The organism is Bacillus cereus group sp. MYBK79-1 (assembly GCF_051915365.1).
Classification (GTDB): domain Bacteria; phylum Bacillota; class Bacilli; order Bacillales; family Bacillaceae_G; genus Bacillus_A.
Genome location: NZ_JBQAEO010000002.1, coordinates 339,544 through 361,272 on the forward strand (window position 1 = coordinate 339,544; position 21,729 = coordinate 361,272).

A 21,729-nucleotide genomic window follows, 5' to 3' on the forward strand; every position below is an offset into this window, starting at 1 on the left:
CCACCCTCCCTTTCTGCCAAATTTCTCTCTTTTCATTCTATTATAATATATTTTCGAACTGCGATGTTTTTGCTCAAGTGAATAAAGTGAAACTTTCCTAACCAATTAGACTTCCTACTTATAACGAGATAAAAAACCTTGAAGCATAAAAGCCCCAAGGTTTTCTCCCTATTAACTTAACCTAATAATAGTTAGCGTAGCTCCTGGTGTTGTCGTAGATAATGTAGCTATTGCAAGTAATCCAAATAACTGCAGACTAATAGCAGCTCCAGCAGGCAAATTGGCAATGATTGTCGCATTAAACGAACCTGTAGCTACTGCTGGTGAATTAACGGTTCCTGCAAGTTGAACCCCATTTACAGTTATACGTGAACTTACGAGTAAAGCTGCCGTTATATTAATTGTATAAGCTATATAATAATTCCCTGCGTTCGCCACTGTGAATACAGTATTCGTACCATTAACAGTGATCCCTGGACCAATATTTTGATTGTTCGGTAACGGTACATTCGTACCACCTAACAGAACAGAAATAGCACTTCCTGATGTATTATTTGCAAATGAGTACGTTGCAGTTGTACTAACTCCGGTGGTTCCTGTCACTCCAGTCGCACCGGTCGCTCCTGTTGGACCTTGGATTCCTTGCGAACCAGTTGAACCCGTATTCCCTGTTGGACCTTGGATTCCTTGCGAACCAGTTGGACCCGTATTCCCTGTTGGACCTTGGATTCCTTGTGGGCCTTGTATTCCTTGAGGACCGGTCGCTCCGGTCGCTCCGGTTGCTCCCGTGACTCCTGTTGGACCTTGAATCCCTTGTAAACCTTGTGTTCCAGTCGGTCCTGTGTCCCCTGTTGGGCCTTGTGGACCTTGCAATCCTTGCACGCCTTGCGGACCGGTTGGACCTATTTCTCCTTGAACTCCTTGAATTCCGGTTGGGCCTTGTGGACCAGTCGGACCTTGCACACCTTGTATCCCCTGAATTCCCTGCGGACCTTGTGCTCCGGTTGCCCCTGTCACACCTTGGATTCCTTGGGGGCCTTGATCTCCTTGAATTCCTTGTGGACCCGTTGGACCTTGAATTCCTTGTGGACCTTGGATTCCCTGTGGACCTTGATTTCCTGTCGCCCCAGTTACTCCTTGTATCCCTTGGGGACCTTGAACACCTTGCGGGCCTGTTGGACCTTGGATCCCTTGCACTCCTTGTATTCCTTGCGGGCCTTGTAAACCCGTAACCCCGGTTGCTCCCGTTTCTCCTGTCACTCCTGTCATTCCTGTTGAGCCCGTAGCCCCAGTATCTCCCGTTACTCCTGTCGAACCTGTTGCCCCTGTCGGGCCAGGTGGGCCACCAGATGGACCTGTCACACCAGTCGGTCCTGATGGCCCCGTCGGACCAGTCGGGCCTGCTGGACCTCCAGAAGGACCAGTTACCCCTGTTGGACCAGTTACTCCAGTTGGGCCTGTAGTTCCTTCCCCTGTCGCACCTGTTGTACCCGTATCCCCCGTTACTCCTGTCGGACCTTGGATTCCCTGTATTCCTTGTGGCCCTTGCACTCCTTGAGCACCCGTTGCTCCTTGAATTCCTTGTACTCCTTGAACTCCTTGTGGCCCCATTGGACCTGTTGGACCAATTACTCCTTGAGCACCTTGAACACCTTGCGGACCCTCTGGACCGGTTGCTCCTATGTTCCCTTGTACACCTTGAATTCCTGTTGCTCCTTGTGCTCCCGTTGCTCCAGTTTCACCTTGGGGTCCTATAGCCCCCTGTATACCTTGTGGACCTTCTGGACCCGTTGCTCCTATCGTTCCTTGAATTCCCTGTATACCTTGCGGACCCTCTGGACCGGTTGCTCCAGCTGGTCCTGGCACCCCTTGTATACCTTGCGGACCTTGAAGTCCTTCTGGGCCTTCTGGGCCTGTTGGTCCTATTTCACCCATCGGACCTTGTATTCCTTGAACCCCTTGTGGTCCCGTTTCTCCTGTTGGCCCTGGTACCCCTTGTATACCTTGCGGACCTTGATCTCCTGTTGCTCCGGTTTCACCTTGAGGTCCTATAGCCCCCTGTATACCTTGTGGACCTTGATCTCCTGTTGCCCCTGTTATCCCTTGAATTCCCTGAACACCTTGGATTCCTTGTGAACCAGTTACTCCCGTCGGACCAGGAATACCTTGAATACCTTGCGGACCTTCTGGACCCGTTGGTCCAATTGGCCCTTGAACCCCTTGTATTCCTTGCAGGCCCTGTGCTCCTGTTTCTCCTGTACTTCCAGTTGGACCTGTATTTCCCGTTGCTCCAATTGCACCTGTAATTCCTGTTACCCCTGTATTTCCTGTTGCTCCCGTCGCACCCGTACTCCCACTCGGTCCACCTCCTGGACCTGTCGCACCAGTTGGCCCTGTCGGACCTGGAGGACCTCCAGATGGACCCGTTATCCCTGTTGGACCTGTTATTCCAGTTGGGCCTGTAACACCTTGACCAGTTGCTCCTGTTGTCCCCGCATTTCCACTCGGTCCTTGTGGGCCTTGCATCCCCTGCACTCCTTGTATCCCTTGTGGACCAGTTGCTCCAGGTGCTCCTTGCACACCTTGAATCCCTTGAGGTCCCTCAGTTCCTGTTGCACCAATTGGACCTTGTAATCCCTGTACGCCCTGTATTCCTTGTGCTCCAGTCGCTCCCGTTGGACCAATCGGACCTTGTAACCCTTGCACACCTTGAACTCCTTGAGGTCCCGTTTCTCCCTGTGGTCCCCTCAATCCTTGTGGCCCCTGCTGTCCTTCTGGTCCTGTTGCCCCCATTTGCCCAACTGGTCCTTGAATCCCTTGGACACCTTGAGGTCCTGTCGGGCCCATCTCCCCCATCGGACCTTGTAATCCTCTTGGTCCCTGTGGGCCTGTTGGACCTTGTGGACCGGTTGGGCCTGTAATCCCTATACCAGTAAATCCCGTTGGAACGGGAGGAAAGGTAGGTCCAATAAGATTTGGTGAAATTCTAAAATTAGAGTTTAATGAATTTTGTTTATCGCGTTCTTTCACACTTTCACCACCTACACACCATCTTTTTTACATTAAACAAACCTCTTCTTAATATGTATTTACAAAAACAATCTCAAAGACTATTTTTATTTTGAATAATAAAAACTCCCTTAATTCCTTAAGGGAGTCCGGCAGTTGAATCCGTATTATCTGTATTCGGGACGCCTTGTGCTATACCCGATGTATTTACACTTTGCCCCATATTGGTTCCTGTTACAGTACCAGCAGGAGTACCTCGTGTATAGGTTGTCGTTACCGAATCACCCGGCTGTAAACAAAGCTTCGTCTCCGTTCCTATTACTGTAACAACATCGATCCAAGTGCAACCCATTGAACCACTATACGATTTCGTAGCAGTAAATGAATTATCACTCAAATTATCACCTGTAAATATATTCCCAGTATTATTCACAATAACAAACTCTTTTATATGCGCAGGCATAATTACACTCTACCTTTCCTCTACGAACCTAATGTACGTGTACTCGTTGCCAAAGGTGGAAGAAATACTGATGTTCGAATCACCGCTTCTGGTTGCCTTTTCCCATTTAAAAAAATAGCCGCACTCGACCCTCCAGCACCTGCATATATTTTTGCTACAGCTAAAGGTGAGATATCATAACAATCGCCGACATTAACAGCCCCTGTATTATTAATAATTTTTACTTTCCGCAAGTTAATCCCCATTTACCTATCCCCCTTTTGTACACTGTATGCAAAAGAAAAAAACTTGAAACAAACACATTTCAAGTTTTTTAAGCTACTTATTTAGTTTCTCCCTCATATTGAAGCATACCGCCAACCATGTTCACTGTTTTAAATCCTTGCTCATTTAAATAATGGCATACATTTTCACTACGCATTCCCGAGCGACAAATAAAGATATATTCATTCTCTTTATTAAAGAAATCTACTTTATTTGGGATATCGCTCATTTTAATATGTACAGCTTCTGGAATTTTCCCTGCCGCTACTTCTTCATCTTCCCTTACATCTACTAAAAATAACGTTTCTCCGCTTTCTAAACGCTCTTGCACTTCTTCTGTAGTAATTGTTTTAACTTCTGTCATATGTCGTTCCTCCTTATATACAATAAAACTTTTAATCTCTTCCTTAAACAAGCATGTCTAATCAATTTTAGCATGCGAAAGAAAGAACGCAAAGAATGGAAAATTTATTTCTCAATTTTCTCGTAAAACTTATTCTTTACAAACATAACTCGTGCATTGTATCCTCAATATACTTGTTTTATGAAAGGAGTCAATGAAAATGACACTTTTTCTTTTCATTGTGGGCATCATTTTCTTAATCGCCGCAATTATTGCACTTAGTATGAAAAATAATAAAAAGATAAAATCACCACAAGAAATGTCATTCTTATTTCTATTGCTTAGTATCGCATTCTTCGGTATAGCAATTGCCACATATATTTTCCGTCTACAAATCATGTAAAAAAAGGTGCCTACTACATACATTGCACCTTTTTCACACCATTTATTTTCTACACCAAACTAGATACTTTCCGATTTAAAAATTCATAAACTTTCTTTTCAAATAAATGAATATCAAACGCTCCCGCCATATGCCCATTTATACTTTCTATCTCATACACTTCCGCATATTTTCCTTGTTTTTGCAAAATATCTACCATTTTATAATTATAACGTGACGGCTGAAGCAGGTCTTGTTTGCACGGAATCATAAGTACATTCGCTTCTATGTTAGACAGTGCCTCTTCTAAAGACGAAAATCCATGCGCAATATCATGTAATAAAACTGCTTTCGCAGTGTACATCCACGAATTTGCATCTACTAACTCTATACTTTTATATGTCACTTTATTTATTTCTTTCTCAAATGATGTTAATGTAGAAAACCTTTCATAAGGGTCTACTTCTATACTATTACGAGGGAATGTTCTTTCATAAAAATGCTCATCAAATGCATTCATAAACATCATTCTATTTGCTAAATGAAGTCCCTTCATTGGCTGCCCTTCTCCATATTTTCCACCCTTCCAACTTGGATCCAGTTGAATAGCCTCAATTGCATTTTGCGCTACATTTACCGACGTAATAATTGGATTTTGCGGGTTCGTAATAACACCAATCATCCGCTCTACCATATGAGGATAATGAACAGCCCATTGCTGCGCAATCATCCCGCCAGCTGACGGTCCCATTACGGCATGCAGCCTTACGATTCCCATATCTTTTATTAACTCATATTGCATACGAGCTACATCAAGAAATGTAAAAACCGGAAAATCCATCGCATATTCATCTCCATTTTTCGGATCAATTGATTTCGGTCCTGTTGTAAACACATAAGGGTTTTTCACCTGCACATTACAAAGATTATCAGTACATATAACAAAGTATTTATTTGTATCAATTGCTTTTCCCGGTCCAATTAAACCATCCCACCAACCAGACTCCTCATCATGCGCTGTATATTTTCCTGCCGCGTGACTCGTTGCACTAAAATAATGGCATACCAAAATCACATTTGACCTTTCTCTATTTAAAATACCATACGTCTCGTACCCCATTTGAACAGGAATTTCCCTACCATTTTCAAACGTAAACTCTCTTAAAATAAACTTTTCTTTTTTTACAAATTGCACAGACTCGCCCTCTCCCTATCATAGTATGAACTGCTTACTAAAGGATTTTTTCTATGCAAACCAATCTCCTCCTTCTTTTCATAAATAAATGAATAATATACAAAATTAGCCACAAAATAGCACTATATTACACAATCAAAGAGGGCATACATATGATTTGGAATTGGCTACGTAAGAAAAAAAAATCAAATACGACAGAGAAAAACGAAACAGATAACTCAGAGCAACAACCTAACAATCAAGAGGATAATGACCCAAAACAGACTAGAAGTATGAAACATAGTAAAGGTAACAATGGCGAGCAAAAAAAAGAGGAACATCAGGATTCTTCTCAAGATAAACAACAAAGCTCTAAACAAGATGACTCGAATCAGGATAAACAACAACATTCTAAGCAAGGCGATTCAGCTCAGGATAAACAACAAAGCTCTAAACAAGATGACTCGAATCAGGATAAACAACAACATTCTAAACAAAATGACTCGAATCAGGATAAACAGCAACATTCTAAACAAGATGACTCGAATCAGGATAAACAACAACATTCTAAGCAAGGCGATTCAGCTCAGGATAAACAACAAAGCTCTAAACAAGATAATTCGAATCAAGGTAAACAGCAAAACTCTAAACAAGATGACTCGAATCAGGATAAACAACAAAGCTCTAAACAAGATGACTCGAATCAGGATAAACAACAAAGCTCTAAACAAGATGACTCGAATCAGGATAAACAGCAAAGCTCTAAACAAGATAATTCGAATCAAGGTAAACAGCAAAACTCTAAACAAGATGACTCGGCTCAAGATAAACAGCAACAACACTCTAAACAAGGTGACTCATCTCAAGATAAACAGCAACACTCTGGAAATAATAGTATTTATGATTTTACGAAACCAGAAAAAGACCGTATTCATTCTCTACAAGATTTAATAGAGAAGCTCAAACAGTCTAGTGATTTTGTTAATTATCACACATCTGACGATGAAACGATGCCTTATTGGATTTCTTACTATCGTCCTTCGCTTGATGGAGAGAAATTGCAAAAGTATTTAATGCCTACTCTTTTAGAACGACCTAACGCTTCACTAGAAGAGCTGAAAGAACATATTCCAATGAGCGGCATTACAATTACAAACGATTTACAAAAAATTGAGGACATGGTTTTAAAGGGGCATGCGATTATTCAGTTGAATCAGAAAGATCAAAAATGTATGCTCGCAAACATTGCAATTGATAATTATCGCGCACCAACTCCTCCTTTAAATGAATCAACTGTTATCGGTCCTCAAGAAGGTTTCGTGGAGGATATTGATACAAATATTAATTTAGTACGAAAACGTCTTCCAGTTTTAGATTTACATACAAAAGAAATGATTGTCGGCGAGTTTTCCAAAACAAAAGTTGTCATGATGTATTTGGATAACCTTGCTGAAAAAGAGAATATAGATTTTCTAGAAGATTCATTACGCGCTCTTGAATATGATCAAATTAATGATAGTGCTTATATACAAGAATTAATGGGAGAAAAGTCGATTTTTCCTCTCTATATCAATACAGAACGTACTGATAGAGTTACAAAAGCACTAATTGATGGGAAAATCGCTATTTTTGTTGATGGTTCTCCAAGTGTTTTACTAACACCTGTATCCTATTTCGACTTTTTCATTTCACCAGAAGACTATAACGTCTCTTGGCTATACGCTACATTTTCAAGAATTTTACGCCTTATCGCCGTTCTATTCTCGATATGTGCTACACCATTATACGTTGCAGTTTTAAATTATCATTATGAACTTATTCCAAGCGATTTACTTGAAACTTTAATTTTATCAAGGGCACAAGTACCATTCCCACCTTTAATTGAAGCACTCTTTTTAGAACTCGCAATTGACTTATTAAGAGAAGCTGGCGCGAGGTTACCGATGAAAGTTGGTCAAACGCTCGGTATTGTAGGCGGTATCGTAATCGGGCAAGCATCTGTACAAGCTGGCTTAACGAGTAACATTTTATTAATTATCGTTGCCTTATCAGCACTCGCTTCCTTTATTACACCTATTTATAAAATGGGTAATGCTGTTCGATTACTACGTTTCCCATTTCTCATATTTGCAGAAATAGGAGGACTGTTCGGGATTTCCATTGGATTTATCTTTTTATTTACTCATCTATTTAGACTTACGTCCTTACGTAAGCCTTACGCCTTGTTTTACCCGACAAGACAACAATCTGTTAAAGATTCTTGGATTCGTTTTCCTTTAACAATGATTGATACAAGAGATGTACAAGCAAGGCCACAACATGTAAAAAAAGCAGCAAAAGGAATTTCAACAAAACATCAATCAGACTTTGATGATTAAGGAATGAGGTGCATTGATGAGTAAAGTTCAAGAAAAATATCAAGTATCTCCTGTCTTTGTTTTCTTCTTAATTCACGGTGCACAGTTTGGAGCTGGCGTTCTCGGGTTCGCTCGAATTATCGCAAAAGCTGCTGGATACGACGGTTGGATGGGAGTTTTAATCACAGGAATCTGTATCCATATTCTTATATGGATGATGTATGTCTTATTAAAAGAAACAAACGGAAATTTAATTGATTTACATCGACAAACATTTGGAAAATGGCTAGGAAATGTGATGAACCTCATTTTTATGGCTTATTTCTTAGCCGTCAGCATTTCTGTCATTCGAACATACGTTGAAATTATTCAAGTATGGATGTTCCCTACCGCCTCTACCTTTATGTTAACAATATTTTTATGCTTAGTGAGTTATTACATTATTTCTTCTGGTTTTCGTGTCATTACTGGCATTTGCGTCATCTCTGTTGGCGGTACATTGGGATATTTGTTTCTTAGCTTATTCGTTTTTAAATACTCTCATTGGCCTAATTTACTACCTATGTTCACACATTCTTTTTCAGATATTTTAAAAAGCGCTCATATGTCAATCTACAGTATGACAGGATTTGAGATTTATCTTATGGTATATCCATTTGTAAAAAAGCCTATGCAGTCTCATAAATTCGCTCAATACGGAGCACTATTTTCAAACCTTCTATATTTATTTAGTACCCTTTTAGCCTTTTCGTTTTTTAGTGAGAAACAATTGTTAAAAACAATCTGGGCCCAACTTTCTATGACCCAAGTCATTCAATTACCATTCATAGAAAGGCTAGAATATATTGCAATTTCAGCTTATGTACTCGTTATTATTACGAGTTTTATCCTGCCTTTATGGGCGGCAACAAGAGGAACTCATGAAATATTTCGTGTAAAACAAAGAGGCATTTTAATTGCTTTTATGCTTATTACACTTATTGTTTCACAACTTTTAACAAACAGACACGATATTAACAATTTTATTAGTTATGCATCAAGAGTTAGTTTTTGGCTCATTTATGTATACATCCCAATTCTATTTATTATTGTGTGGGTGAAAAGAAAATGGAAAAAATCAAAAGCACAAGCAAATTAATACTTATTTCTTGTATAACACTCTTCAGTTTAACTGGATGTTTACAAAAAAATATTATCGATGATGTACATCTTATTCAAGGAACGGTTTTTGATGTAGCAAAAGATAATCAGGTAAAGGTTACATTCGTTTGCCCTGTTCAACAAAAAGGAAATAAAGTTCAAGTTTTTGAAGGATCCGCAAATGCAGTAAAACAAATAAAAGCAAACACATCTTTAGAGTCTTCCCAACCATTTGCAAGCGGACAGATGCGGGTCGCTCTATTTACTACAAGAATTGCAAAAAAAGGAATGGCCCCTTCCTTCGATACATTAATCCGCGATGTGAATATCGGGAATGCGTTATATGTCGCTTTGCTTGACGGGAATGGTACTGAGCTTTTAAAAGGAAAATACACAACTTCATCTAACGTTGCAATTTATATAAAAAAATTGCTAGAACATAATATGGAGACTGGTCCTTTACCAAGGGACAATCTACATTTAGGAGCATTTCGTTATTATCAAGAAGGTCGCGACTACTATGTTCCAATTTTAAAAAAACATAAAGATAAAATAAAAATTATCGGCATTGGTCTTTTTAAAAAGGATAAATATGTAGGTAAAATCAAGGAACAAGATATGTTTGTATTTAAGGGATTGTTAGAAAAACATAAATTAGATTCACATGAATTTAAAGCCAATCCCGGGTACGTAATGATTAATAATATCCGTTCAGTTCCAACATACGAAGTAACAATAAAAAATGGGAAGCCTTCTTTTTTCATTCATGTAACACTTGATGCCCGTATTCAAGAATTATCGAAGCAAATCAATTTAGACAATCCTAAAAACACAAAAAAAATTGAAAAAGCTATCCAAAAGCAATTGGATACACAAGGTGACAAACTAATTACGCAGTTTAAATCTTTAGGCGTCGATCCGCTCGGGCTAGGAGCTAAATATAAGCAACATTATCGTCCATTCAAGTTAGAAGAGTGGAGACGGATGTACAAAGATGTCCCTGTTACTATAAAATACACCGTAAACATTACAAATTCTGGTGTGATCGAATGAGAAATGATTGAACTCCTCTCTCCGGCATGATACAACGGAAAGAGGAGTTTTTATTTTAGATAGAGAGAGAAGATATTTATGGGGGAGCCTATGTCTAAAAAATTAGTAAAGCCTATTTTAAACGGTATTTTATTTCTCGGCGTCTTTTTATTTGCTCATACATACTTAAAAAATGTTTCCTTCACACGTTATTTACTTGTCGTTATACCAATGTTGCTCGTTGGTATGTTTGGCATCGATCTTATTTTATCCATTTTAATAAAAAAAGAAGAATAGCGCGCAGGGCCGTCCCAAAAGTATTCTGGGATGGCTTTCTTTTATTAATAGGTTATGTTTTGTCGTTTAGTTGATATAACCTTTCACTATCGCTATCTGAACTAAAAGATGAAACTTTTGGACAGTCCCTTTTTATTTCATAATCACCTTATGTTACAATGAGATTCGGCACAAAGCGAGAAAGGATGAAACAACATGACAAACGAAAAAGGTTTAGATAAAGGATACGAACTTGTTGCAAAAATGCATGAAGTATTCGGACATCCTGTGACAAATACTCCAACAAAATTAACAGAAGAACGTGCAAAAATCCGTGCGAGCTTTATGCAAGAAGAGCTAGAAGAATTTCTAGAAGCAACGACTGTTGAAGATCAATATGATGCACTGATTGACCTTATTTACTTTGCATTCGGAACGTTTGCAGAAATGGGCGTACGTCCAGATAAAGGCTTCGAAATTGTAAATAACGCAAACATGGCAAAATTATTCCCTGACGGGAAACCTCGATTCCGCGAAGGTGATGGCAAAATTCTAAAACCACAAGGCTGGCAAGCACCAGAACCACAACTTCGTGCTGAAATCGAACGCCAGCGCCAAGAAGCTGAAAAAAACTGCTAGGATTTCCTAGCAGTTTTTTATTATGTCTTTTTTTCTGCAATTCATTAATGACCCACGTGTCCCGCATGTCCTGCTGCTCCACTAATGCTAGCCGCTCCTGCCGCTGCTCCTGCTGCTCCCGCTCCAATTCCACCTGCCCAAGGAGAAGATTGTTGCTGTTGGTGATGTTGTTGGTGATGTTGACCGTGTTGGCCTTGATGACCGTGCTGACCATGATGACCGTGTTGGCCTTGATGACCATGATGACCTTGGTGACCGTGTTGACCTTGGTGACCGTGTTGACCTTGGTGACCGTGTTGACCTTGGTGACCATGATGACCTTGGTGACCGTGTTGGCCTTGGTGACCGTGTTGGCCTTGGTGACCATGATGACCTTGGTGACCGTGTTGGCCTTGGTGACCGTGTTGGCCTTGGTGACCATGATGACCTTGGTGACCGTGTTGGCCTTGGTGGTGGTGATGGCCTTGGTGCGTTTGATAAAGAACAGCTTGCGGATGAATGTGATGGTGTCCGTGGTGATGTACTTGTTGGTGATGACCATGATGGCCGTGTTGACCTTGGTGATGGTGATGACCATGATGGCCGTGTTGGCCTTGGTGATGGTGATGACCATGATGGCCGTGTTGGCCTTGGTGATGGTGATGACCATGATGGCCGTGTTGGCCTTGGTGATGGTGATGACCATGATGGCCGTGTTGGCCTTGGTGATGGTGATGACCATGATGGCCGTGTTGACCTTGATGATGATGTCCATGATGGCCATGAAGACCATCAATAACTTGCGGATACCCTCCTATTCCCCCAGCTACAACACCTACTCCCGGTACCGGAAATCCTGTCTGCACTCCTCCAACAAAAGAAGGAAATGTAGTTGGTGCTCCTACTGGAATTCCTGTCTGTACGCCAGCTACTGATGTCGGAAACCCTCCCATTAATGCAGGCATTCCAGTTTGCATGCCAGCTACCGATGTTGGAAATCCTCCTGTTGCTCCCCCCATCCAGCTCGGAATTCCACCGTATCCTTGTTGGCCAGCTCCTCCCATTAACATCATTTGTTCATAACTACCCGATCCACCTCCGAAGAAGCCATGTGGTGCATTATTGTCCATCCCTTTCATTCCTTTCACCCCTTGTTCTCAATTTAACCTACCTTTTTTATCATATTTCCTAGTCAAGAATAGGTGTTTGTCTGTATAAGAATTCCTTATCTTTTTCCTTATCCATGGTAGAATTGATGCACTGATTATTCTTTCTTCAATATTAAATAGGAGGTATTTCATTGAAAAATGTTACGAAAGCTTTAATCGATGATTTAGATGCAATCATACATATAGATATCGATGTAATCGGAGACGATAGTAGAAGAAGTTATATCCAGCACACTATCAATGAGGGCAGATGCGTCATTGTAAAAGAAGACAATTCTATCTCTGGTTTTCTAACATATGATACAAATTTCTTTGGTTGTACTTTTCTCTCATTAATCGTTGTTTCGCCAACTAAAAGAAGGCGAGGCTATGCAAGTTCGTTAATCTCATATATGTTAAGTCATTCTCCTACTCAAAAAATATTTTCTTCAACGAACGAATCGAATGAAAGTATGCAGAAAGTATTTAACGCGAACGGTTTTATACGCAGTGGAATGATTGAAAACTTAGATGAAGGTGACCCAGAGATGATTTTCTATACAAAAAAGCTCAGAGTATAAATACTCTGAGCTTTTATTTAGAATGAATTAGTTTGCAACAACGTTAACAAGTTTTCCAGGAACAACAATTACTTTACGAACTGTTTTCCCTTCAATTTGGTCTTGAATTGCTTCAAGTGCAAGTTGTTCCATTTCTTCTTTTGATGCGTCTTTACTCATTGTTAGTTTTGCGCGAACTTTGCCCATAATTTGAACAACGATTTCAACTTCATCTTCTACAAGTTTAGACTCATCAAATGTCGGCCAGCTTGCATATGTGATTGTTTCATTGTATCCAAGTTTGCTCCATAGCTCTTCCCCAATGTGAGGTGCAACTGGTGCAATCATTTTTACGAAACCTTCTACATATTCTTTCGGAAGTGTTTCAGCTTTGTATGCATCGTTGATGAATACCATCATTTGAGAAATCGCTGTGTTGAAGCGAAGCTCTGCATAGTCTTCTGTTACTTTCTTCACTGTTTGGTGGTAAGCTTTTTCAAGCTCTTTATTTGGTGCATCAGTAATTTTCTCACTTAATTCACCGTTCTCTTGAACGAATAGGCGCCATACACGGTCTAAGAAACGACGAGCTCCGTCAAGACCATTTTCAGACCAAGCGATTGAAGCATCTAATGGTCCCATGAACATTTCGTATAGACGAAGTGTATCTGCACCGTGGCTTGCTACGATATCATCAGGGTTTACAACGTTACCTTTTGATTTACTCATTTTCTCGTTGTTTTCACCTAGAATCATACCTTGGTTGAATAATTGTTGGAACGGCTCTTTCGTTGGAACTACACCGATATCGTATAATACTTTATGCCAGAAACGAGCATATAGTAAGTGAAGTACAGCGTGCTCTGCTCCGCCAATATAAATATCAACTGGAAGCCATTGTTTTACTTTTTCAGGATCTACAAGTGCTTCGCTATTGTTTGGATCGATGTAACGTAGGTAATACCAGCAGCTACCAGCCCATTGTGGCATTGTATTCGTTTCACGACGACCTTTTTTACCAGTTTCAGGATCAACAACGTTTACCCACTCGTCAATGTTAGCAAGTGGTGATTCACCTGTACCTGAAGGACGGATGTTTTCTGTTTTCGGAAGAACTAATGGTAATTCTTCTTCTTTCACAGCTGTCATTGTGCCATCTTCCCAGTGAATTACTGGAATTGGCTCACCCCAGTAACGTTGACGGCTGAATAACCAATCACGTAGACGGTACGTTACTTTTTGATTTCCTGCGCTCGTTACTTCAAGCCATTCAATCATTTTTGCAATTGCTTCTTCTTTATTTAAACCATCAAGGAATGCTGAGTTTACGTGAGCACCATCACCTGTGTATGCTTCTTTCGTAATGTCTCCACCTTTTACAACTTCCTTCATTGGAAGATTGAATGTTGATGCGAATTCATAGTCACGCTCATCGTGAGCTGGGACTGCCATTACAGCACCTGTTCCGTAAGTTGCAAGAACATAGTCAGCAATCCAGATTGGTAATTTCTCACCATTTACTGGGTTAACCGCGTAAGCACCAGTGAATACACCAGTTTTCTCTTTCGCAAGTTCTGTACGCTCTAGGTCACTCTTCATTTTAACAGAGTTAATGTAAGCTTCTACAGCTTCTTTTTGCTCTGCTGTTGTAATATCAGCAACAAGCGCATGCTCTGGAGCAAGTACACAGTAGCTCGCACCAAATAGTGTATCAGGACGCGTTGTGAAAACTGTGAATTTCTCTTCTGTACCATCAATATTGAAGTGTACTTCTGCACCCTCAGAACGACCGATCCAGTTACGTTGCATATCTTTTAAGCTTTCTGGCCAATCAAGCTCATCTAGATCTTCTAATAGACGATCTCCGTAAGCTGTAATTTTTAACATCCACTGTCTCATCGGACGACGCTCAACTGGATGTCCACCGCGCTCACTCTTACCGTCAATGATTTCTTCGTTCGCAAGTACTGTACCAAGTGCTGGGCACCAGTTTACAGGTACTTCATCAACGTAAGCTAAACCTTTTTCAAATAGTTTTAGGAAGATCCATTGTGTCCATTTGTAGTAGTTTGGATCTGTTGTATTTACTTCACGATCCCAATCGTAAGAGAAGCCTAATGCTTTAATTTGATTACGGAACGTATTAATATTAAGCTCTGTAAATTCTGCTGGGCTGTTTCCAGTATCAAGTGCATATTGCTCTGCTGGAAGACCGAATGCATCCCATCCCATTGGATGAAGAACGTTATATCCTTGCATACGCTTCATACGAGATAAAATATCTGTCGCTGTATAACCTTCTGGATGTCCTACGTGTAGGCCCGCACCTGATGGATATGGGAACATATCTAGTGCATAAAATTTTGGTTTTTCTGTCTCATCTGGCGTACGGAATGTTTTATTCTCTTCCCAGTACCCTTGCCACTTCTTCTCAATATTTTGATGATTAAAGCTCATGAGATACCCTCCTTGAAATTCTATTTATTTTCACCGCCCAAAATACAAAAAACCTCTCATCCCTAGAAAGGGACGAGAGGTTATAGATTCCCGCGGTACCACCCTAAATTAATGTAAAAATATACATTCGCTTAGATCCGTAACGTGGATTAACGGCAATTGCTACTACTAGTTTCACAACTGCAACTCAAAGGCGAGTTCATAACGAAACGTGGATTGACTTGCACCGACCGTCAACTCTCTACACCAGCTTCTATTACTACTACTCCTTCTCACTGTTATTACAAATATAAGTTAATGTGAACTACCCACCACTTCGTATCTCTTAAGAGCTTACTTAAAGCGAAGGCTTCTCGGTTAATCGTTACTCTTACTAACTAACGAATTCGTCTTAGGACAGCCGAGCTATCTCCCTTGTTCCAAAGGTTGTTTTATTTAAATATATTCTAAAACATGTTACATGTTCCGTCAAACTAAACTGCAATTTTTTCTTCAACTGTTTCTTCTACTTTTACTCGTTTATCATACATGCTCGTTGCAATAATCGCTACTACAAGCATTACCATGATCGCTATAAACAATACTTCCATATTGTATAAATCAACAATTGCTCCGCCAACGACTGGTCCGAACATTTTCCCTACAGTCGCCGCGCTATTTACAACGCCTTGATAAAACCCTAACTTATCTTTTGGCGCAAGTATATTTGCAATGGTCGGAACTGCTGGCCATACAAATAACTCACCAATTGTTAATGTTACCATCGCAACGAGGAACATCGTAAATTGCTGCGCTTGACTTAACACAATAAATGACGCCGCAAAAATGACGATCCCGATCATAATTTGTTGTTTTAAAGAACGCTTCATCCAGCGAATTAGCATGCTAACAAGTGGCTGCGCACAAACAATCATCGCTCCGTTTATCGTCCATAATAAGCTGTAGTGACGAAGGCTAATGTTTAATTCTTGCATATGTGTTGCAATTGCCCCTTGCCACTGTACGTATGTAACCCAGCATAAAGCGTATGCTACACATACGATAAGAAGTGCTTTAAATCCAGGTGTAAGCGTCCAGCCTTTTTTCGTTTCGACTTCTTTTTGCACGCCTGGCTCTTTTTTGTCTTCCATACCACGGAATCCGATAAAAGCAATCAAGAAGAAAACAAAGTATAAAATAAAGTTTGCTAAGAAAATATAATCAAAGCGATACGATGCAACTAATCCACCACACGCTGTTCCGATCGCAATACCAACGTTTTGTCCAACATACATCGCATTAAATGCTCGTCTTCCACCCTCTGGCCAAACCGTACCGACCATCGCATACATCGATGGGAAGACCATTCCAGAACCAAAACCGATTAATGCTAGCCACACAACATATAACGGCCAACCGTGGAAGAACACAAGACCTAAAATCGATACGAGTGTAATAACAATCCCTACTAAAGTTGATTTATAACCGCCCCATTTATCAAATAAAACACCGCCGAGCAAGTTTCCGATTACACCAGTAAGCGAGTTGATCATTAATACCATTCCGGCCACAGATAAAGATTTCCCTAGGTGATCATGCAAATAAATTGTATTAAAAGGCCATAAAAAAGAAGCACCCGTGACATTAATAATCATCCCAGCTACTAATAGCCATACTTTCCTTGGCATAGTCTCCCCTCCTATTCTATTTTTTCGTTCATCTATAACAGTAAAATTGTAGTCGTTTTTAAATAGGAAGGCAACTGATTAATAGTTGATGAAATTCAGATAATGAGTTGTCGGTAAATGAAATTATATGGATTGCCGCTTAAAAATATATGAGCGATTATTGAAATATATCGGCGATTTCCAAAATATATCAGCGATTATTAAAATATATCGACTTACCGACAAAAAACGACATTAGTAACAATATATAAATAAGGGGAGACCGCCTGAAATTCACACATTCTCCCCTTATTTATACTATCCAACTTCTTTTTCTCGCTTCGCACGTTCTTTCGCACTCCATTTAAATACCTTATCTAATAGAGAGTATATTCTCCCAGACTCTTTCGTTAATAACGGTCCTAACGATGCTAATATTAAAACGTACAGCGCCGAGAACGGTTTAATCGTTGCCATTAAACCGCCCGCAATCCCGATATTCGCGACTATAATGGAAAATTCTCCGCGTGATACGAGGGTTAATCCAATATTTGTGGAAGCCTTATGCGATAAGCCAGCTTTACGCCCTGCCATCATTCCCGCTGTAAAATTACCGATGAGCGTAATCAAAACTGCTCCTAAAGCCAACCACACTGCTCCTCCAAGTGAAAACGGATCTATACTTAAACCGAAGCTGAAAAAGAATATGGCTCCGAAGAAATCACGAAACGGAACGACGAGATGCTCAATCCGATCGCTATGCTCTGTTTCAGAGAAGACGAGTCCTAGCAATAACGCTCCAATCGCCTCAGCAACATGAATTGTTTCTGAAAATCCTGCTACAAAGAATAAAATAGCGAATATTACGATAATAAAAATTTCATTTGACGAAATATCAAATATTTTATTTAAGAACGGCGTAGCTTTTCTAGCGATTACAAAGAATAGGAGCATATACCCGACTGCGATTAACACCGATGTAAGAGCACCTACAAATGATGTTGCACCACCGAGTACTAATCCTGAAACGACTGATAAATATACAGCTAAAAAGATATCATCAAACATAATGATTCCTAATATTAATTCAGTCTCTTTATTACCAGATCTTCTTAAATCAACAATTACTTTTGCAACAATTGCACTCGATGAAATTGTAATGATTCCAGCAATAATTAACGTTTCTAATAGGGGGAAGCCCATAATATATCCATAAAGTAAACCTAATATGAAATTAAGCGATATATGAACACTACCCCCAAAAGCAATCGACTTTCCTGATTTAATTAATTTTTTTATTGAGAATTCTAAGCCTAAGTAGAATAAGAGGAATATGACGCCAACACGGCCGAGGAAGGAAATAACTTCTCCGCTTTCAATAAATCTTAAATCGATAAGTCCTAAATCTGGGGCATGAGGCCCCACTAACATACCGAGTATAATGAGAAACGGAATAATCGAGAACTTTAACTTCGCAGCGAGGATAGCTGCAAAAGCTACTAATACTAACGCAGTTCCAACTTCAAAGATTAAAGTATCCATCGATTAGGAATCACCTCCTGCTGAAAGCAATTCATTAATAATTCTTTTCACTTCATGTCTTTCACCCGACAACACGAGCATATCGCCAGCTTCAATAATAGAGTCTGGACCTGGATTAAAGAATTTCTTCATATTCTTTTTCAAAATAGCAATAATCGTTACGTTATATGTTTTTCTGACATGTAAGCTACCAATTGTTTGTTGTACTACTGGTGCATGATTCTCCACCTTAAACCATTCAATTGATAATCCTTCAAAAGCCATCTCAATTGTGTCTAACGCTTGCGGCCTATATACCATTCCGCCTAATATAGCCGCAATTTGTCTCGCTTCAGAATCACGAAGAGAAATGCTTGATACACTCTCATCGTGGTCCGCATCAAAATGATACATTTCTCTTCGGCCATCATCATGAATCACAATAACCATTTTCTCATTACCTTTTGTTATCACTTCAAATTTACATCCAATGCCCGGTAATTCACTCTCTCTAATATTCATATTTTCCGCCTCCTAAAGTTTTTAGTTACGGCTTTTACAAATCTACATCAATCTCTGTTTTAAACTTTTCATCTTTTGAGATTCCTAAATACTTGAGCGTCTCTGATGGAGTTGCGTGATGAAAATGCTTTTGCAATAGTGCAATCGCTATTCCTCTTTTGTACGCGTGAAATCCAAACGTTTTTCGCATTGAGTTCGTTCCAATCTTCCCAACAATTCCAACCGCTTCAGCTGCGCTATGAATAACGCGATACGCTTGTTGGCGTGAGATTGAATTTGTCGTTTTATTAGATTGAAATACGTAGTTTTCTCTTTGAGCATCAATAGATTGTACGTACTCTAAAAGTGCTTCTTTTACTTTTGTATTTAAATAAATATCTTGTTTAAACTTTTCATCTTTCACAGGAAGAGAATAAAACTCTTTAACAGTCTTATCTTCATTTAATATATCTTCAAATTTCATACTAAGTAGCTCAGTAATTTTTAATCCTGTATTAATTCCAATAACAAATAAAAGGTAATCTCGATGTGAGTGCTCTTTTAAATACTTTTTCATAGCCTCAATTTGGCTTATATCTTTTAATGCCTCTACAACTTCCATACATGTATTCTCCTCATCTTATGAACGGTAATTTTCTCATCATGTTGTCCATTTTACCTTATCATGCTATGAGATTTCCATGTATTATCCATTATTTTCACAATATACTCTTACGACAATTTTTCATTTGGAAATTTGTGATTGTACAAATACGGTGTGGGTATAAAAATAGGGGGGACAAGTTCAGCTTCTTTCTATAGATCGGATTCCTCCTTTCATTTTCCGGTTACTGATACTCACATATTATGTTACTTATTTACATTATATTATATATTTCAGTAACGTTAAAGTGTTTTTTCTGAAAATACAAAAAGCCGAGTGCTTTCACTCGGCCTTTTACGTATTAATCTTCTTTCGGAAGAACAATCCCTTTATACAATTGAACTGTAATGAAGTAATAAATCGCATAAATAACTACGAAAATTACGATTGGTACCCAAATACGGAAGTAAGGATCGATTAAAATAAATCCGAAAATATTCATACCAACTAATACGTGAGCAATACCCACAATTGCTGGGAATAAGAATACTAAGAATAACTCTTTATAAATCGATTTCGTTAATAACTCACGGCGCACACCGATTTTACGAAGCATTTGATAACGCGTAATATCTTTTGATGCACCAGAAAGAATTTTAAACATTAAACAACTTGCCATCATTGCTAAGAATGCAATACCAAGGAAGAATCCCATAAATACGGTTCCGCTCGCCATACCATACATTTCATCATACGCTTTATTTTTACTATCTATTTGTTCATCTTTTATATTTTTATATTTAACTACTTGCAACTCGTCAAGTTTTTTCCATTCTTTTTTATAAGCTACAAAATCATCTGTTTTCCCAATAAATGCTATACCTTCTTTACCCTTTATCCCATCATACATTTTTTGATCCACAATTTTAATTGCATGATCCTCATATAAATAAAATGGCTGGATTGTTCTGAATGCATCATCCCACTCTTCTGGAAGTGCTTTAGCGTTCGCATCTTTTTCATTCATTTCTCTAGAAACTGCACCTACTGGTAGTTCCTGTGAAGCCTTCTTCGTATTCGCTAAATCCTTCATCGACTTCATGTTTGCCATATCTTTTACGATAGGACGATTTTTCTCTAAATCTTCTTTTACATAGTAAACATATTTATCATCTACTTTGTAACGATATTCACTTTTCTCTTTAAATGTAATACCGTCTAAAATTTTCTTTTCTTCAGCTGTCGGATTATGAACTACTGAATCATATATTACTAAACCATCAACCATTTTTATAACGTTATTTTGAAATGCCATACCACCAGAAATCGCACCAGCTCCAAGTGCAACTAGCATCGCTACTGTCGCCAGTACTTTCGTTAAACTATTAATACGGAAGTTTAACTGTGCGTAAGTAAAAGCATTAAGCCCTTTTTCACTACGTTTTTTATTACTCTTTAATTTTTTAATAATAACTGGGAGAAGTGATCCGAATAACATGTAAGTACCAGTTGTTGTTGTAATTAATGCGATAAGAATTCCCATTTCTCTTAACGTTTCCATATTCATCATCGCTGCATAACCAATACCTAGTAAAATGACAGCAAGGAAAGCAACTACACCTGTCATTTTTCCTTTTACCGCAACTCGCTCTGTTTGCGCATCTGCATGTACAAGTTGTAATACAGAAATACGAGATAATGTAATACTATTCATAATTGCTGATAAGACAAATAGTGCAAAGAAGAAGATGCAAGTAACAGTCATAGATGGAATATAAAACGATTTATACCCTTCACCAGCAAACTCAAGCTGTTTCATTAATAACTGTCCAATGCCCGCTGCAAGTCCTACACCAACTGTAATACCAATCGCAAGGGACGCAGCACCTAATACGATTGTTTCAATAAACATAAGTAATGTAACTTTATGTTTTTTCGCTCCTAACATCATATACATACCGAACTCTTTTTGACGAAGAGATAATAAGAAAGAGTTCGCATATAAAATATAGAAGAACGTTATTATTGCTAGTAAAAATGAACCTGCTTGGAATACAAATCCAATTGATTTAATCACTGAATTAGATTCAAGAAACGCTTTATTCAGCGCTAACGTTTGAAACATATAAAAAATTGAAATCGACATGACAAGACCAACAAGTAAGACGATATAATCTTTTAGCTTACTTTTTAGCCCTGACATGGAAAGTTTGAATAACATACCTTAACCCTCC

General features: G+C 39.1%; 19 protein-coding genes and 1 other annotated feature. Of the genes, 7 read left to right on the forward strand and 12 right to left on the reverse strand.

Going from position 1 to position 21,729, the window contains the following annotated elements:
- Positions 1–171: 171 nt before the first annotated feature.
- From ACTFOB_RS06505 to ACTFOB_RS06520, 4 genes are all read right to left on the reverse strand, one after another.
- Positions 172–3,030, reverse strand: coding sequence for a BclA-related collagen-like exosporium protein (locus ACTFOB_RS06505; protein WP_440025090.1), 2,859 nt, complete (start codon positions 3,028–3,030; stop codon positions 172–174).
- A 118-nt stretch (positions 3,031–3,148) separates the two neighbouring features.
- Positions 3,149–3,472, reverse strand: a complete 324-nt coding sequence (locus ACTFOB_RS06510) for a hypothetical protein (RefSeq protein ID WP_440025091.1) — start codon at positions 3,470–3,472, stop codon at positions 3,149–3,151.
- A 20-nt stretch (positions 3,473–3,492) separates the two neighbouring features.
- Positions 3,493–3,717, reverse strand: a complete 225-nt coding sequence (locus ACTFOB_RS06515) for a spore germination protein (protein ID WP_000512461.1) — start codon at positions 3,715–3,717, stop codon at positions 3,493–3,495.
- Between the two features lie 77 nt (positions 3,718–3,794).
- Entirely contained in the window at positions 3,795–4,100 is a 306-nt protein-coding gene (locus ACTFOB_RS06520) for a rhodanese-like domain-containing protein (protein ID WP_440025092.1), read from the reverse strand.
- A gap of 199 nt (positions 4,101–4,299) precedes the next feature.
- On the opposite strand from ACTFOB_RS06520, the gene ACTFOB_RS06525 reads away from it, so the two are divergent.
- Entirely contained in the window at positions 4,300–4,482 is a 183-nt protein-coding gene (locus ACTFOB_RS06525; RefSeq protein WP_440025094.1) for a hypothetical protein, read from the forward strand.
- Between the two features lie 49 nt (positions 4,483–4,531).
- Here ACTFOB_RS06525 and ACTFOB_RS06530 read toward each other — a convergent pair whose 3' ends face one another.
- Positions 4,532–5,656 (reverse strand): homoserine O-succinyltransferase, encoded by a 1,125-nt coding sequence (locus ACTFOB_RS06530; RefSeq protein WP_440025095.1) that lies wholly within the window; start codon positions 5,654–5,656, stop codon positions 4,532–4,534.
- Positions 5,657–5,808: 152 nt separating this feature from the next.
- Between ACTFOB_RS06530 and ACTFOB_RS06535 the strand changes: the two genes are divergently transcribed.
- From ACTFOB_RS06535 to ACTFOB_RS06555, 5 genes are all read left to right on the forward strand, one after another.
- The gene (locus ACTFOB_RS06535; RefSeq protein ID WP_440025096.1) at positions 5,809–8,013 is read left to right on the forward strand and encodes a spore germination protein; all 2,205 of its coding nucleotides are present in this window, start codon (positions 5,809–5,811) and stop codon (positions 8,011–8,013) included.
- Between the two features lie 16 nt (positions 8,014–8,029).
- Positions 8,030–9,130, forward strand: coding sequence for a spore germination protein (locus ACTFOB_RS06540; RefSeq protein WP_151633847.1), 1,101 nt, complete (start codon positions 8,030–8,032; stop codon positions 9,128–9,130).
- The gene (locus ACTFOB_RS06545; RefSeq protein WP_440025097.1) at positions 9,100–10,185 is read left to right on the forward strand and encodes a Ger(x)C family spore germination protein; all 1,086 of its coding nucleotides are present in this window, start codon (positions 9,100–9,102) and stop codon (positions 10,183–10,185) included. Before ACTFOB_RS06540 ends, ACTFOB_RS06545 begins: the two co-directional genes overlap by 31 nt.
- Positions 10,186–10,275: 90 nt before the next feature.
- Complete coding sequence (locus ACTFOB_RS06550; RefSeq protein ID WP_000038783.1) at positions 10,276–10,461, forward strand: hypothetical protein; 186 nt, start codon at positions 10,276–10,278, stop codon at positions 10,459–10,461.
- Between the two features lie 195 nt (positions 10,462–10,656).
- Positions 10,657–11,079, forward strand: a complete 423-nt coding sequence (locus ACTFOB_RS06555; protein WP_440025098.1) for an HAD family hydrolase — start codon at positions 10,657–10,659, stop codon at positions 11,077–11,079.
- A gap of 44 nt (positions 11,080–11,123) precedes the next feature.
- Here ACTFOB_RS06555 and ACTFOB_RS06560 read toward each other — a convergent pair whose 3' ends face one another.
- Entirely contained in the window at positions 11,124–12,197 is a 1,074-nt protein-coding gene (locus ACTFOB_RS06560; protein WP_440032714.1) for a hypothetical protein, read from the reverse strand.
- 161 nt (positions 12,198–12,358) lie between these two features.
- Between ACTFOB_RS06560 and ACTFOB_RS06565 the strand changes: the two genes are divergently transcribed.
- Positions 12,359–12,787 (forward strand): N-acetyltransferase family protein, encoded by a 429-nt coding sequence (locus ACTFOB_RS06565; RefSeq protein WP_440029843.1) that lies wholly within the window; start codon positions 12,359–12,361, stop codon positions 12,785–12,787.
- A 27-nt stretch (positions 12,788–12,814) separates the two neighbouring features.
- Here ACTFOB_RS06565 and leuS read toward each other — a convergent pair whose 3' ends face one another.
- From leuS to ACTFOB_RS06595, 6 genes are all read right to left on the reverse strand, one after another.
- Positions 12,815–15,223 (reverse strand): leucine--tRNA ligase, encoded by a 2,409-nt coding sequence (gene leuS / locus ACTFOB_RS06570; protein ID WP_440029845.1) that lies wholly within the window; start codon positions 15,221–15,223, stop codon positions 12,815–12,817.
- Positions 15,224–15,288: 65 nt separating this feature from the next.
- Positions 15,289–15,508 (reverse strand) — a binding site (T-box leader).
- A gap of 188 nt (positions 15,509–15,696) precedes the next feature.
- Positions 15,697–16,890, reverse strand: coding sequence for an MDR family MFS transporter (locus ACTFOB_RS06575; protein WP_151631628.1), 1,194 nt, complete (start codon positions 16,888–16,890; stop codon positions 15,697–15,699).
- A 297-nt stretch (positions 16,891–17,187) separates the two neighbouring features.
- A complete protein-coding gene (locus ACTFOB_RS06580; RefSeq protein ID WP_440029849.1) occupies positions 17,188–18,411 on the reverse strand; it encodes a cation:proton antiporter in 1,224 nt (407 codons plus the stop codon).
- A gap of 3 nt (positions 18,412–18,414) precedes the next feature.
- Positions 18,415–18,912 (reverse strand): cation:proton antiporter regulatory subunit, encoded by a 498-nt coding sequence (locus ACTFOB_RS06585; RefSeq protein ID WP_212955483.1) that lies wholly within the window; start codon positions 18,910–18,912, stop codon positions 18,415–18,417.
- A 34-nt stretch (positions 18,913–18,946) separates the two neighbouring features.
- Positions 18,947–19,513 (reverse strand): tyrosine-type recombinase/integrase, encoded by a 567-nt coding sequence (locus tag ACTFOB_RS06590; protein ID WP_440029851.1) that lies wholly within the window; start codon positions 19,511–19,513, stop codon positions 18,947–18,949.
- Positions 19,514–19,856: 343 nt separating this feature from the next.
- On the reverse strand, positions 19,857–21,716 hold the full coding sequence (locus ACTFOB_RS06595) for an FtsX-like permease family protein (RefSeq protein ID WP_440029853.1): 1,860 nt from the start codon (positions 21,714–21,716) through the stop codon (positions 19,857–19,859).
- Between the last annotated feature and the right edge of the window lie 13 nt (positions 21,717–21,729).